Origin of the sequence: Rhodococcus sp. UNC363MFTsu5.1, from assembly GCF_000686785.1 — a bacterium.
Lineage (GTDB): Bacteria > Actinomycetota > Actinomycetes > Mycobacteriales > Mycobacteriaceae > Rhodococcus_G > Rhodococcus_G maanshanensis.
In genome coordinates, this window is sequence record NZ_JMLO01000002.1 from 229,134 (window position 1) to 242,876 (window position 13,743).

Annotated in this window: 15 protein-coding genes; 11 read left to right on the plus strand and 4 right to left on the minus strand. The window is 71.1% G+C overall.

Annotation, left to right across the window (positions count from 1 at the left end; genetic code table 11):
- The first annotated feature begins 3 nt into the window (after nt 1–3).
- Complete coding sequence (locus tag BR31_RS0104750) at nt 4–777, plus strand: alpha/beta hydrolase family protein (RefSeq protein WP_027499963.1); 774 nt, start codon at nt 4–6, stop codon at nt 775–777.
- Nucleotide 778: 1 nt separating this feature from the next.
- On the opposite strand, the gene BR31_RS0104755 is transcribed toward BR31_RS0104750, so the two are convergent.
- On the minus strand, nt 779–1,642 hold the full coding sequence (locus BR31_RS0104755; RefSeq protein ID WP_027499964.1) for an SMP-30/gluconolactonase/LRE family protein: 864 nt from the start codon (nt 1,640–1,642) through the stop codon (nt 779–781).
- Nucleotides 1,643–1,742: 100 nt separating this feature from the next.
- Nucleotides 1,743–3,323 carry an MFS transporter gene (locus tag BR31_RS0104760; RefSeq protein ID WP_027499965.1) on the minus strand — a complete coding sequence of 527 codons (1,581 nt, stop codon included), beginning with the start codon at nt 3,321–3,323 and terminating at the stop codon, nt 1,743–1,745.
- 139 nt (nt 3,324–3,462) lie between these two features.
- Here BR31_RS0104760 and BR31_RS0104765 point away from each other — a divergent pair, with 139 nt between their 5' ends.
- From BR31_RS0104765 to era, 6 genes are all read left to right on the plus strand, one after another.
- Entirely contained in the window at nt 3,463–4,128 is a 666-nt protein-coding gene (locus BR31_RS0104765; protein WP_081830331.1) for a TetR/AcrR family transcriptional regulator, read from the plus strand.
- A 219-nt stretch (nt 4,129–4,347) separates the two neighbouring features.
- On the plus strand, nt 4,348–5,349 hold the full coding sequence (locus BR31_RS0104770) for a PhoH family protein (protein ID WP_231496384.1): 1,002 nt from the start codon (nt 4,348–4,350) through the stop codon (nt 5,347–5,349).
- 71 nt (nt 5,350–5,420) lie between these two features.
- A complete protein-coding gene (gene ybeY, locus BR31_RS0104775; protein WP_027499968.1) occupies nt 5,421–5,963 on the plus strand; it encodes an rRNA maturation RNase YbeY in 543 nt (180 codons plus the stop codon).
- Nucleotides 5,960–7,282, plus strand: a complete 1,323-nt coding sequence (locus BR31_RS0104780) for a hemolysin family protein (RefSeq protein ID WP_027499969.1) — start codon at nt 5,960–5,962, stop codon at nt 7,280–7,282. Before ybeY ends, BR31_RS0104780 begins: the two co-directional genes overlap by 4 nt.
- Entirely contained in the window at nt 7,275–7,685 is a 411-nt protein-coding gene (locus BR31_RS27405; protein ID WP_051636960.1) for a hypothetical protein, read from the plus strand. Before BR31_RS0104780 ends, BR31_RS27405 begins: the two co-directional genes overlap by 8 nt.
- Nucleotides 7,675–8,595, plus strand: a complete 921-nt coding sequence (gene era / locus BR31_RS0104790) for a GTPase Era (RefSeq protein WP_037175549.1) — start codon at nt 7,675–7,677, stop codon at nt 8,593–8,595. Before BR31_RS27405 ends, era begins: the two co-directional genes overlap by 11 nt.
- Before the next feature lie 46 nt (nt 8,596–8,641).
- Here era and BR31_RS0104795 read toward each other — a convergent pair whose 3' ends face one another.
- The gene (locus BR31_RS0104795; RefSeq protein ID WP_027499971.1) at nt 8,642–9,193 is read right to left on the minus strand and encodes a TetR/AcrR family transcriptional regulator; all 552 of its coding nucleotides are present in this window, start codon (nt 9,191–9,193) and stop codon (nt 8,642–8,644) included.
- Nucleotides 9,194–9,196: 3 nt separating this feature from the next.
- Complete coding sequence (locus BR31_RS0104800; RefSeq protein WP_037175629.1) at nt 9,197–10,600, minus strand: amidase; 1,404 nt, start codon at nt 10,598–10,600, stop codon at nt 9,197–9,199.
- Nucleotides 10,601–10,741: 141 nt separating this feature from the next.
- Between BR31_RS0104800 and BR31_RS27410 the strand changes: the two genes are divergently transcribed.
- From BR31_RS27410 to BR31_RS0104820, 4 genes are all read left to right on the plus strand, one after another.
- Complete coding sequence (locus BR31_RS27410; RefSeq protein ID WP_051636961.1) at nt 10,742–11,608, plus strand: alpha/beta fold hydrolase; 867 nt, start codon at nt 10,742–10,744, stop codon at nt 11,606–11,608.
- Between the two features lie 61 nt (nt 11,609–11,669).
- The gene (gene recO / locus BR31_RS0104810) at nt 11,670–12,518 is read left to right on the plus strand and encodes a DNA repair protein RecO (RefSeq protein ID WP_027499973.1); all 849 of its coding nucleotides are present in this window, start codon (nt 11,670–11,672) and stop codon (nt 12,516–12,518) included.
- Nucleotides 12,475–13,281, plus strand: a complete 807-nt coding sequence (locus BR31_RS0104815; RefSeq protein WP_051636986.1) for an isoprenyl transferase — start codon at nt 12,475–12,477, stop codon at nt 13,279–13,281. Before recO ends, BR31_RS0104815 begins: the two co-directional genes overlap by 44 nt.
- 48 nt (nt 13,282–13,329) lie before the next feature.
- On the plus strand, nt 13,330–13,731 hold the full coding sequence (locus BR31_RS0104820) for a hypothetical protein (protein ID WP_027499975.1): 402 nt from the start codon (nt 13,330–13,332) through the stop codon (nt 13,729–13,731).
- Nucleotides 13,732–13,743 lie beyond the last annotated feature (12 nt).

Sequence of the window (13,743 nt, forward strand, 5' to 3'; positions counted from 1 at the left end):
GGCGTGCCCCGCCAACGCGTCGACTACGGACCCGAGCCGCAGCAGTTCGGGCATCTGTACCTGCCCGCCGCCCCGGTCGCCGAGCCGGTGCCGGTGGTGATGCTCGTCCACGGCGGCTATTGGAGCGCCGACTTCCACCTCAACCTGGCGACCTCGCTCGCCATCGAACTGGCCCGGCTCGGCGTGGCGTCGTGGAACGTCGAGTACCGCCGGGTCGGCGCGGGCGGCGGCTGGGAGCAGACCAGTGCCGACATGGAGGCCGCGCTGGCCGCGGTCGGCGGCGTGCTCCCCGCCCTGTCACCGATACCGCTGGACCTGGCCAACGTCCGGATCGTCGGTCACTCCGCGGGCGCGCAGCTGGCGTTGTGGGTTGCCGGACAACGGGATTCCCCGGTTCGCCCCGAGCGGGTCGTCGCGCAGGCTGGCGCGATGGACCTGGCGGCGCGTGCGGCCGGCCGCACGGCCGGGGCCGCCCTGACGGCGTTCTTCGGCGCGCGATTCGAGGACGCGCCGCAGCTCTACCGCGACGCCTCACCGGTGTATCGGGTCCCGATCGGTGTCCCGGTGGTCTGCATCCACGGCGCGGAGGACATCCAGGTTCCGGCAGCCGCCAGCCGCGCGTACCGGGACGCCGCGGCGGCGGCAGGGGACACGGTGGCGTTCTGGGAGGTGCCGGGCGAGGGGCACAACGACTTCCTTTCCCGCGGTTCCCGCAGCTGGGATCTGACCGTGCGGGCGCTGCTCGACGACGATCCGTGGTCGACGCCGCCGGTGTGACTCAGGCCCCAGGACCGGGCCACCCGGCCCCCGCCGCGGGCGCGGACGTGCTGATCACGGTGCCGTCCCACGCCGCGTGGTCCATCAGGCGCTCGGCTCCCGGCCACCGCGCGGCGACGACGAAGAGGGTGTCGCCGTCGGCCCCGCCGAGCGCGCAGGCGAAGGCGCCGCGGTCGAGTTGCACCCGATCGGTGACCTGACCGCCCTCGGTGACGCGCACGCAGCACCGGTCGCCGACGTCGGCGTACCAGGCGGCGCCCTCGGCGTCGAGGCAGATGCCGTCGGGTGAGTGGTCGCCGACGTCGGCCCAGACGCGCCGGTTCGTCAGTGACCCGCCGGACGCGATGTCGAAGGCGGTGAGCCGGTGACGGTAGGACTCGGCGACGATGAGCGTGGCATTGTCGGCGGTGACCGCCATGCCGTTCGGGAAGGCCAGGTCCTCGGCGACGACGCGTGCTCGTCCATCCGCGGTGACCAGTGCCACGAATCCGGGTGCGGTCCCGGTCGCGGGCGGCCCGTCGGCGAAGTCGAAGTTGATGTTGTTGACGTAGGTGTTTCCCCTGCCGTCGACGACAATGTCGTTGCTGCCGTAGGGCGACAGCGCCGACAGGTCCGCGTAGGGCGTGAGGGTCCGGTCGGGGGACAGGAGCAGTAGCGCCCGCTCGGGGCCCGAGGCGAGCACCGGTGCCCCGTCGGGGAGGAAGTCGAAGCACAGCGGCAACGACCGGTGCTCGACCACGGCCTCGATCCGGCCGTCCTTGTCGATCGTGTGGATCACCCCGGCGGTCCAATCCGCGAACCACAACCGGCCCTCGTGCCACCGTGGGGATTCGAGCTGGCCGAAACCGTTTGCCACTGTCTGCATCACCCGCATGATCCGCCTCCCGTTGTGTCCCTTGGGGAGGTAGACCCCTCGGCGGGGCGGAACTCATCGGTCCGAGGCCGCCCCGCGCCGCCGGCTACGGTCAGTCGGTCGACCTGCCCGGCAGGATCGCCGCCACCAGCACCGCGCCGATGGCGAGCGCGAGTCCACCGGCCAGGCTCGCGCTCACGATTGCGTCCGCGAACGAGGTGGAGGCGGCCTCGAGGAGCGGTTGCGCGTACGAGGCCGACAGCGGATTGGTCGCCAGCTCCTGCGCGACGAGCGCCGCGCCGCCGACGGACTCCCGCGAGACCTCCATCGCGTAGTCGGCCTTGGCGGCGAGATCCCCGCCGAGTTGGGGGAGCGGTGCACCGTCGATGAAGCCGGCGATCGAGTCCTTGTAGGTCGCGGCCAGGACGGAGCCGAGGATGGCGATGCCGAGCGATCCGCCCAGCTCGATGGCGGTGTCGTTGAGACCGCCCGCGGCGCCGAGATCGCTGTCCGGGAAGCTGCCCATGATCGCGTCGGTGGCGGGCGGCTCGCTCAGGCCGATGCCGACGCCGAGCAGGACGAGTGGGAGGAGGAAGTCGAGGTAGCCCGAGCCGCCGTCGACCCGCGTCAGCAGCAGCACGCCCGCCGCCGCGAGGACCATGCCGGCCACGATCGCGCCGCGGACCCCGATGCGCGGGGTGATCCGGCCGCTGACGACCGCGCCCGCCGACACGGCGGCCGCGAGGGGCAGCAACCGGACGCCGGTCTCGAGCGGGCCGTACCCGAGCACGAACTGGAACTCCTGGGCGACGAAGTAGATGGCGCCGAACGCCGACAGGAACAGCAGCAGCACCGCGAGGGTGGAGCCGCCGACGGCGCGCTCGCCGAGCTTGCGCACGTTCAGCAGCGGCTGCGGGTGCCGGAGCTCCCAGGCGACGAACGCCGCGAGCCCGACCAGTGCCGTCGCGGCGCCGGCGAGCGGGCCTGCGCCCCAACCGAAGTGGAAGCCGTTGATGATCGCGTAGACGAGCGCCCCGATCGCGACCACCGACAGCAGCCCACCGATCCAGTCGATGCGGTCCATGCCCTCCGCGCGCGACGGCGGCACGAGGATCACGGCGGCGACGGCCGCGACCGCGGCGATGGGGACGTTGATCAGGAAGGTCGCGTTCCAGGAGTGGCTCTCGAGGATCCAGCCCGCCAGCAGCGGTCCGAACGCGATGGCCAGCCCGGAGGTGGCCGCCCACGCGGCGATCGCGCGGGAGCGCTCCGTCTTGGGGAAGGTCGCGACGAGTAGCGACAGCGTCGCGGGCATGATGATCGCCGCGCCGATGCCCATGATCATCCGGGCGGCGATCACCGCGTTCGTCGTGTCCGCGAGGCTGCCGAACACCGCGCCGCCGCCGAACACCAGCAGGCCGGTGAGCAGCGCGCCGCGGCGGCTGTACTTGTCGCCGATCACGCCTGCCAGCAGCATCAGCGCCGCGTAGGGCACGGTGTAGCCGTCGATCACCCACTGCAGCTGCGCGCTGGTCAGGGCGAGGTCCCTGGTCATGTCCGGCGCCGCCACGATGAGCGCGGTGTTCGCCATCACCACGATCAGCAGGCTCAGGCACAGCACGCCGAGGGCGGCCCAGCGCCAGCGGTAGGGCTGCTCCATCCGGGAGACCGGTTTGGTCGCGAGTGTGGTCATCGTCGGCGCTCCGTTCGGCGGCGGTCCGGTGGGGTGCCGGGCCTATCTGCACATTGATGTGCAAGTTAATAGCTTGCACAGTGCTGTGCAACTATGCTTGACGCAGATCACATCGGGCGGCGAGAGGGTGGATGCGACGGTGGCGGAGCCGGTGAGGCGTCGGCGCAGCGAGGCGCGGGCCAATCGGACGCGCATCATCGACGCCGCGATCGGTGCTTTCGCTGCCGATCCGGACGCGAGCATGGACGACGTCGCCCGCGCGGCAGGGGTGGTCCGCCGCACGGTGTACGCGCATTTCCCCAGCCGGGAGGCGCTCGTCGAGGGCATCGCGGACGAGGCGTCGGCCGCGCTGGTTGCGTCGTTCGGTGCGGACATCCCGCGGCCGGAACGTCCCGACCTCGCGCTCGCCGTGCTCGCCCTGCTGACCTGGCCGGTCGGCGACCGGTTCCGGATGCTGCTGACCTTCGCGCGCAAGGAGCTCGGCGAGCAGCGGATGCTCGACCTGATGGAACCGGCGCGGGCGCCGACCATCGCCCTCGTCGAGCAGGGCCAGCGCGACGGGCTCTTCTCGTCGTATCTGCCGGCCGGGCTCCTGGTCGCGATGACCGAGGCCGTCACGATGACCCTGCTCGACCAGGCCAACAAGGGCGGCATCCGCGATTCCGGGGAGTCGTTCGGCGTCACCTCGCTGGTGCTGCTCGGGGTCCCGCCCGAGCGGGCGGCGGCGGTGGTCGAGGAGGCATGGGCGTGGATCCGCGACACCGGCGGCCCGTCGGTGCCCACGGCTGGCCCTGACCGGCGGTAATCGTGTGGGCGGCGCGAACGACCCGCGATAGACTTCGAGGTATCAGGGCGGCCCGAGCCGTCGGGACACGGAACCAGGAAAGTAGGCCATAGCTACCACGTGAGTGCAGACAGCGACATGGGCGATCAGTCGGACGACGCAGGGGGACGCGCTTCGCGCGCAGGGGCGAAGGCCAACGGCAGCCAGGACCGCCCAGCGCAGCGCACTGTGCGGTCGAGCATGGAGGTCTCACCCGACGCGGTGCTCCCGCTCCTCGGTTCCTCGGATCAGAACCTCAAGGAACTCGAACACGCCCTCGACGCAGACATTCACGTTCGTGGCAACGCGATCACCCTCACCGGCAGGGCCGCGGACGTCGCGCTGGCCGAGCGGGTGATCGGCGAGCTCATCGCGGTCGTCGCCGGCGGCAACTCGCTGACCCCCGACGCGGTCCGGCGCAGCATCGCGATGCTCACCGAGGGCGTCGCGGAATCGCCCGCGGAGGTCCTGAGCCTCGACATCCTGTCCCGGCGCGGCAAGACCATCCGGCCCAAGACGGTCAACCAGAAGCGATACGTCGACGCGATCGACGCGAACACCATCGTCTTCGGCATCGGCCCCGCGGGCACCGGCAAGACCTACCTCGCCATGGCCAAGGCCGTGCAGGCGCTGCAGAGCAAGAACGTCAGCCGGATCATCCTGACCCGCCCCGCGGTCGAGGCAGGGGAGCGGCTCGGGTTCCTGCCCGGCACGTTGCACGAGAAGATCGATCCGTACCTGCGGCCGCTGCACGACGCGCTGCACGACATGATGGATCCCGAGGCGATCCCGAAGCTGATGCAGGCGGGCGTCATCGAGGTCGCCCCGCTGGCCTACATGCGCGGCCGCACCCTCAACGACGCGTTCATCATCTTGGACGAGGCGCAGAACACCACCGCCGAGCAGATGAAGATGTTCCTGACCCGGCTCGGGTTCGGTTCCAAGATCGTGGTGACCGGTGACGTGACCCAGGTGGACCTGCCCGGCGGCGCCCGGTCCGGGCTGCGGGCGGCCTCGGAGATCCTGACCGACATCGACGACATCCACTTCGCGGAGCTCACCAGTGCGGACGTGGTGCGGCACCGCCTGGTCTCCGACATCGTCGACGCCTACGACCGTTTCGAGACCGAGCGGATCGACGAGGTCAAGCTCGGCAACCGCTCGCAGCGCCGGGCGGCGCAGGCCCGCTCGTCGCGGCGCTGACGGTCAGCCCACGTGAGCAACACCGCCCCCGCCCATCACCGCCGCAGGCGGCCCCGAGGAGAACGACTGTCATGAGCATTGAGGTATCCAACGAGTCCGGGATCGACGTCTCCGAGGGCGAGCTGATCAGCGTCGCGCGGTTCGTCATCGGCCGGATGGACGTGCACCCGGCGGCCGAGCTGTCGATGGTGCTCGTCGACCTCGACACGATGGCCGACCTGCACATGCGGTGGATGGACCTGCCCGGCCCGACCGACGTGATGTCCTTCCCGATGGACGAGCTCGAGCCCGGCGGGCGGCCCGACGCCCCCGAACCCGGACCGGCGATGCTCGGCGACATCGTGCTGTGCCCCGCGTTCGCCGCCGACCAGGCAGCCAAGGCGGGCCATTCCACCGCGCACGAGCTGGCGCTGCTCACCGTGCACGGTGTCCTGCACCTGCTCGGCTACGACCACGCCGAGCCGGAGGAGGAGAAGGAGATGTTCGCGCTGCAGAACAGCCTGCTCGCCGACTGGTACGACGAGCTGCGCATTGCCGAGCGAGAGGCGGAGCTGGCCGCCCGTGACCGCAGGCTGCTGGGCAAGACCGGGTTCTTCGACGGCCCCGAGCAGTGAGTGATGAGCTAGTCCAGATCCTGCTGGCCGCGGTCCTGGTACCGCTCGGCGGGCTGTTCGCCGCCATCGACTCCGCGCTCAACACGATCTCCCGCGCCCGGGTCGAGGACCTGGCCAAGGACGCGCGGCCGGGTGCGCAGCGCCTCCTGACGGTCGTGGCCGACCGGCCCCGGTACGTCAATCTCATGGTGCTGCTGCGGATCCTGGCCGAGATCACCGCCACGGTCCTGCTCGCCGCCGCGCTCCTGGACATGCTCGATCGGAGCTGGGCGCTGCTGGTCACCGCCGTCGTCATGGTGCTCATCGTCTATGTGGCGATCGGGGTGGGGCCGAGGACGATCGGCCGCCAGCACGCCTACTCGATCACGCTCGCCGCGGCGCTGCCGCTGCAGGTGATCGGCGTCCTGTTCTCCCCGATCAGCGGACTGCTGATCCTGGTCGGCAACGCGCTCACCCCCGGCCGGGGTTTCCGCAACGGACCCTTCGCCTCCGAGATCGAGCTGCGTGAGCTGGTCGATATGGCGCAGGAGCGCGGGGTGGTGGCCGACGAGGAACGCCGGATGATCCAGTCCGTGTTCGAGCTCGGCGACACCCCCGCAAGGGAGGTGATGGTCCCGCGCACCGAGATGGTGTGGATCGAGGCGACCAAGTCCGCGGGTCAGGCCACCTCGCTGGCCGTCCGCAGCGGGCACTCCCGGATCCCGGTGATCGGCGAGAACGTGGACGACATCCTCGGCGTCGTGTACCTCAAGGACCTGGTCCAGCGGACGTATCACTCGACCGACGGCGGCCGTGGCGTCACCGTCGGCGAGGTGATGCGACCGCCGGTGTTCGTGCCCGACTCCAAGCCGCTCGACAGCCTGCTCGCGGAGATGCAGCGCGACCGCAACCACATGGCGCTGCTCGTCGACGAGTACGGCGGCATCGCCGGGCTGGTCACCATCGAGGACGTCATCGAGGAGATCGTCGGCGAGATCGCCGACGAGTACGACATCGGCGAGATCGCACCGGTGGAGGACCTGGGCGACGGCCGCTTTCGGCTCTCGGCCCGCCTGCCGGTCGAGGACCTCGCGGAGCTGTTCGAGATGGAGATCGACAACGACGAGGTGGAGACGGTCGGCGGGCTGCTCGGCTACGAGCTCGGCCGGGTCCCGCTGCCGGGCTCGGAGGTCACCACCGACGGCCTGATGCTGCGCGCCGAGGGCGGCAGCGACGTCCGCGGCCGCGTCCGGATCAGTACTGTTCTTGCATGGAGAGCGCCCGAACCGGACGCCGACTCGGTCGGCGATGACGAGGGAGACGAGGGCCGACATGACTGAGCATCTCGACGAGGAGGACGCCAAGCTGGTGGTCCTCGCCCGCGGGGCGATGGGGCGAACCGGCGGTGCGCAGGGCGCCGCGGTGCGGGACCTCGACGGCCGCACCTACGCCGCAGGCCCGGTCTCGCTCGACGCCCTCACCCTGACCGCGTTGCAGGCCGCGATCGCCGCCGCCCTCTCGAGCGGGGCGGAGGGCTTCGAGGCCGCCGCGGTGGTCGGCGACCTGCCCGGCAGCGCTGCGGACATCGTGACCGCGGTCAGGGACAACGAGCCCGGGGTGCTCGCACTGACCGAGGTGACCGCATCCGCCAAGCTGATCGCCGCCCGAGCCGACGGCTCGGACCCCTATGTCATGGGCTGGGAGCCCTACCGACCCATTTCTGGAGATGCCCATGAGCACTGAGACCGAATTCCGTTCCGGCTTCGTCTGTTTCGTCGGACGGCCGAACACCGGCAAGTCGACGCTGACCAACGCGCTGGTCGGCAGCAAGATCGCGATCACCTCGTCGCGGCCGCAGACCACCCGGCACACCATCCGCGGCATCGTGCACCGCCCGCACGCCCAGCTGATCCTGGTCGACACCCCCGGGCTGCACCGACCGAGGACGTTGCTCGGTCAGCGGCTGAACGACCTGGTGCGCGACACCTACTCCGAGGTCGACGCGATCGGCCTGTGCATCCCCGCGGACGAGAAGATCGGCCCCGGCGACCGCTGGATCCTCGAGCAGGTCCGCCAGATGGCGCCGAAGACCAAGCTGATCGGCATCGTCACCAAGATCGACAAGGTCAGCCGGGAGAAGGTCGCCGAGCAGCTGGTGGCGCTGTCGAAGCTGCTCGGACCGGAGACCGACGTGATCCCGGTGTCGGCGGCGTCGGGGGAGCAGGTCGAGATGCTGGTCGACCTGCTGGCGAAGTCGATGGACGAGGGCCCGGCGTTCTACCCGGACGGCGAGATCACCGACGAGCCGGAGGAGACGCTGATGGCCGAGCTCATCCGCGAGGCCGCGCTCGAGGGGCTCGGCGACGAGCTGCCGCACTCGCTGGCCGTGGTGATCGAGGAGGTCATCGAGCGCGAGGGTCGCACGGAGAAGCAGGGCGAGATGCTCGACGTGCACGCGCTGCTCTACGTCGAGCGCCCCAGCCAGAAGGGCATCGTGATCGGCAAGGGCGGAGCCAGGCTGCGCGAGGTCGGCACCAAGGCGCGCACCCAGATCGAGAAGCTGCTCGGCACCCGGATCTTCCTGGAGCTGCACGTGAAGGTCGCCAAGGACTGGCAGCGCGACCCGAAACAGCTCGGCCGCCTGGGGTTCTAGCCGGTGCGGCCGCGGCGCGCTCGGGGGCCGGTGCCGATCGGGCGCGCTAGCGCGGCACGACGAGCCTGAGGATGGCCGCCGACACGTCCTGGACGGTGCCGGTGGCCAGGCGGCGCAGCTGCAGGCCGGCGATGGTCGCGACCAGGGTAGGCGCGATCGCCGCGGCGTCGGGCACCCCGAGTGCCTCGAGGATGGTCAGGGTGAGCGTGTCGTAGGCGGCGAAGCACTCGTCGGCGGCCGCACGGAGCTCGGGGTCGCGGCCTGCCTGGATGTACAGCTCGAACGGCGCCATCCGTTCGGCGTCGAACGCGAGGTCCCGGACCACCTGCTCCGTCAGCGAGGCGGCGTCCTGCACGCTCAACCCGGCGTGCCGGTACTGCTCGGCCAGCTCGGTCAGCCGGGCGGTCTCGGCGGTGACGAACCCGAGCAGGGCGTCGCGCAGCAGGTCCGTCTGGCTGGGGAAGTGGTAGGTGATCGAGCCGAGCGAGACCTCGGCCTGCGCCGCGATCCTGCGGTTGGTGACGGCGGCGATGCCGTCGGTTCCGATGATGTGCAGGACCGCGGCGAGGATCCGCTCACGAACCGGGGCCTCGCTCACCGGTCACCACCACTGTTCGGGACGTTCACGATCCCAACGTAGTTCACGTTCGAGCTGGGCCGCGAGCGAGACCAGCAACGGTTCGGTGTTGTCGTGACCCATCAGCTGCGCGCCGACCGGCAGGCCGTCCGAGGTGAAGCCGGCGGGCACGTTCACGCTCGGCCAGCCCAGGATGTTCCACGGCCAGGTGTACGGGCAGGCCGCGGTGATCACCTTGTCCGTCTCGAAGTGCCCGGTGCCGTCGATCGCGTCCACCGGCGGCGGCGGGGTTGCGGTGGTCGGGGCCAGGATGACGTCGAAGTCGTTGAAGATGGTGCCGATTCGCCTGCGCATGCGCGGCTCGGCGGCGCGGGACGCGCGCAACGGCAGGCCCCCCAGTAGCCTGCCGGTGCGCGCGTTGGACAGGGTGCGCGGGTCGAGAAGCGTCGGGTCCGGCACCCGCGAGCGCCACTGCTCGAGACCCGCCATCGACCGCGGCAGGAAGTTCGTGCCCAGCAGCAGCCCGTAGGCGGGATCGGCCACGGTCACCTCGTGGCCGAGCCGGCGCAGCACGTGCGCGGTGGCACCGATCGCTGCCTTGACCTCGGGGTGCAGCGTCCTCGGCGTGGCCGTGTAGGGGATCTTCAGCGACAGCGCGATGCGCAGCTTGCCGGGCTCACGGTCCACGGCGTCCCGCACGGTCACAGGCGGGGGCTGGTGCAGGTCGCCCTCGTGGCTGCCGGAGACCAGGTCCAGCAGGAGCGCCGCGTCCGCCACCGTGCGGGCGAGCGGGCCCATGACGGTGATGCCGTAGAACGCCTCGGGCTCGGGCCAGGTGGAGATCCGGCCGCGTTGCGGCTTGATGCCGACCAGGTTGGTCCAGGACGCCGGGATCCGGACCGAACCCGCGCCGTCCGAGCCGAGCGCGGCGGGCACCAACCCGGCGGCGACCGCGGCCGCGCTGCCGCCGGAGGACCCGCCGGGGGTCCGCTCGCGCGCCCACGGGTTCCTGGTGTGCCCGAAGCTGCCTCCCGTGAACGGCCACTGGCCGAGCTCGGGGCTGTTGGTCTTGCCGACGATGACCGCGCCAGCGGCGCGGAGTCGCCTCACGACCTCGGAGTCCGCGGTCTTGGCGGGGAATTCGCCAGGGCAGCCGAAGGCGGTCGGCTCGCCGGTGACGTCGACGTCGTCCTTGACCGCGATCGGGACGCCGAGCAGCGGCAGGCGCTCGCCCGCGGCCAGCCGGCGGTCGGCCTCGGCGGCCTCCGCGAGGGCGGCCGCACGGCGGACCACCCGGAAGGCGTTGAGGCTCGACTGGCTGGCGTCGATGGCGTCGAGGCTGTGGCGAACCAGGTCGACGGACGTGGAAGCACCGGTCGCCAGGGAGTGTGCCGTCTCCTCGAGCCCGAGCTCTCGGGTGTCTTCCATGTGCGTGCTCACGCCGTGCCTCCCCAATGTCTGTTCGTTCGAACGAACAGTACCTCCGTCAGGTGTCGGCCGCCAGGTTTCGGGTCCGAAAGCGAGGCCAGGTGAGTAGCTTTGGGCCCAGCGCCGAACATCGGAGGAGTCATGAGCGGTGACCTGAGCGCCTGGGAACGCCGTGGTCTCCACCTCGAGATCGGTGGGAACCGGATCTTCGTCGTCGAGGTCGGGGCGGGGCCGGGGGCTCCGCTCGTGATCGTGCACGGGTTCCCCGGGTCGTCGCACGACTTCGCCGCGGTGGCGGAGCGGCTCGGGTCCGGTCGGCGGGTGGTGCTGCTCGACCTGCTGGGATTCGGGCTGTCCGACAAGCCCACCGCAGCCCGCTACTCGCTGTTCGAGCAGGCGGACCTGGTGGAGGCCGTGCTCGGCCGGTTGGGCATCGCCCGCTGCGTGCTGATCGCCCACGACATGGGGGACACCGTGGTGGCCGAGCTGCTGTACCGTCACCACCTCGGCGTCCTGGGATTCGTCCCCGAGCAGGTCATCCTGACCAACGGCTCGATCTTCATCGACCTCGCGCACCTGACGTCCGGCCAGCGCGCGATGCTGCGACTGCCCGCGCGGGCGCTGCCGTTCTCGCCCCCACGATGGTTGCTGGAGCGTGCGATCGACCGCAGCTTCTCGCCGCGCGCGCCCGCGCCGGCCGGTGCCATCGACGCCCTGATCGAGGCCATCGAGCGTGGCGACGGAGCGCGGCTGCTGCCCCGTCAGAACCGCTACATCCTGGAGCGCCGGGCGCACCAGGATCGCTGGACCGCGGGGCTGGTGGAGTATCGGGAACCGCTGGCGCTGCTGTGGGGCGAGTGCGACCCCATCGCTGTCCCCGACATGACCGCGCGGTTGCTCGAGCTGCGTCCCGCCACCGCGGTGACCGTGCTGCCCGGCGTCGGGCACTGGCCGCAGCTCGAGGCGCCGGAGCGGCTCGTCGAGCTGATCGGGCAACGGTTGGCATGACGCGGTGCGTGCCGGGGGCGGGCAGTCCGGGATTGTCCGCGCACCGTGGGACACTTTCCTGGTGAGGTTGTACCGGGACCATGCGGTGGTGTTGCGCCAGCACAAGCTGGGTGAGGCCGATCGCATCGTCACCCTGCTGACCCGCCAGCACGGGCTGGTGCGGGCGGTGGCCAAGGGTGTGCGCCGCACCAAGTCGAAGTTCGGGGCGCGCCTGGAGCCGTTCGCGCACATCGACGTGCAGCTCTACCCGGGCCGCAACCTCGACATCGTCACCCAGGTGCAGACCCTGGACGCCTTCGCGGGCGACATCGTCGACGACTACGGCCGGTACACCACCGCCTGCGCGGTGCTCGAGACCGCCGAACGGCTCGCGGGCGAGGAGCGTGCTCCCGCGCTGCGGCTGCATCAGCTCACCGTCGGCGCGCTGCGCGCGGTGGGGGAGCAGGTTCGGCCGCCCGAGCTGATCCTCGATGCGTTCCTGTTGCGGGCGATGGGTTTCGCCGGCTGGGCACCCGCGCTGGAGGAGTGCGCGCGGTGCACCGCCCCCGGTCCGCATCGCGCCTTCCACGTGGCCGCGGGCGGGGCGGTGTGCGTGCACTGCCGCCCACCGGGCTCGGCGACCCCGTCCCCTGGCGTGCTCGACCTGATGGACGCGCTCGCACGCGGGGAGTGGGCGCAGACCGAGACCGTCACGGCCGCAGTCCGGGCGCAGGCCAGCGGGCTGGTCGCCGCGCACCTGCAGTGGCATCTCGAGCGTCAGCTGCGCACCCTGCCGTTGATCGAGCGCTCGCGCCCGCACGCCGCGGTCGAGCCGGATGCCGCGGATCCGCGGGCGGTGGCGGGAGCACCCCGTCCGGTCGGGCAGGATGGTGACCGTGATTCGACGACGCGAACCGCAAGCTCCGCCTAGCCGCGTGATCCGGCCCCCGGCCCCACATCCCTCCGGCGCCAGGGCGCCGATCCTGCAGCCCGAGCTGATCCCGCGGCACGTCGCGCTGGTGATGGACGGAAACGGTCGCTGGGCCCAGGATCGGGGCCTGCCGCGCACGGCCGGCCACGAGCGCGGCGAGGCGGTGCTGATGGACACCCTCGAGGGCTGCATCGAGATCGGCGTGAAGTGGCTCTCGGCGTACGCGTTCTCCACCGAGAACTGGAAGCGCAGTCCCGAGGAGGTGAGGTTCCTGATGGGCTTCAACCGGGACGTGATCCGGCGTCGGCGCGACGAGATGCACGAGATGGGTGTGCGGGTGCGCTGGGCGGGGCGCAGGCCCAGGCTGTGGGCCAGCGTGATCAAGGAGCTCGAGATCGCCGAGGAGCTGACCAAGCACAACACGACGATGACCCTGACGATGTGCGTGAACTACGGCGGTCGCGCCGAGATCGCCGATGCGGCACGGGAGATCGCGCGCCGGGTGGCGGCGGGGGAGCTGAACCCGGAGAAGGTGACCGAGGCGACCGTCGCGAAATATCTCGACGAGCCCGACATGCCGGACGTGGACCTGTTCCTGCGCCCCTCGGGTGAGCTGCGCACCTCGAACTTCCTGATCTGGCAGTCCGCCTACGCGGAGATGGTGTTCCAGGAGAAGCTGTTTCCGGACTTCGACCGCCGCGACCTGTGGGCCGCATGCGTCGAGTACGCCTCGCGCGACCGGCGCTTTGGCGGAGTCAAATGAACAAGCACAGTGGCGGAGTCAAATGAACAAGCACAGTGGCGGGGGCAAATGAGCGCCGGCACCGCGCAGGTACTGCAGGACCGCGCCCGTGACGCGCTCGCGCATTTCGTGGAGGTGCGCGAATCCGATGACGGGTCACTGGGTTTCGAGTACGCGGGGGCCCTGTGCTCGCTGCGGGCGGTGAACCTCGCGCCCGGGCTCGACGTGCTGTCGGTGACCGCCGTGCTGGCGTGGGACCGTCCGGTCAAGCCCGCGCTGCACAAGAAGGTCGCCGAGAAGAACTCGATGATGCAGTTCGGCTCGATCACGGTGATCACCCGCGGCAAGTTGGCCGACGTGATCCTGCGCTACACCTTCCCGGCCGCCGGGCTCGAGGATGAGGCGCTCACCACGATGCTGCTGCTGGTGCTCTCGGGCGCCGACCAGGGCAGGCAGGGGCTGCTGCCCTAGTCGCAGCACTCC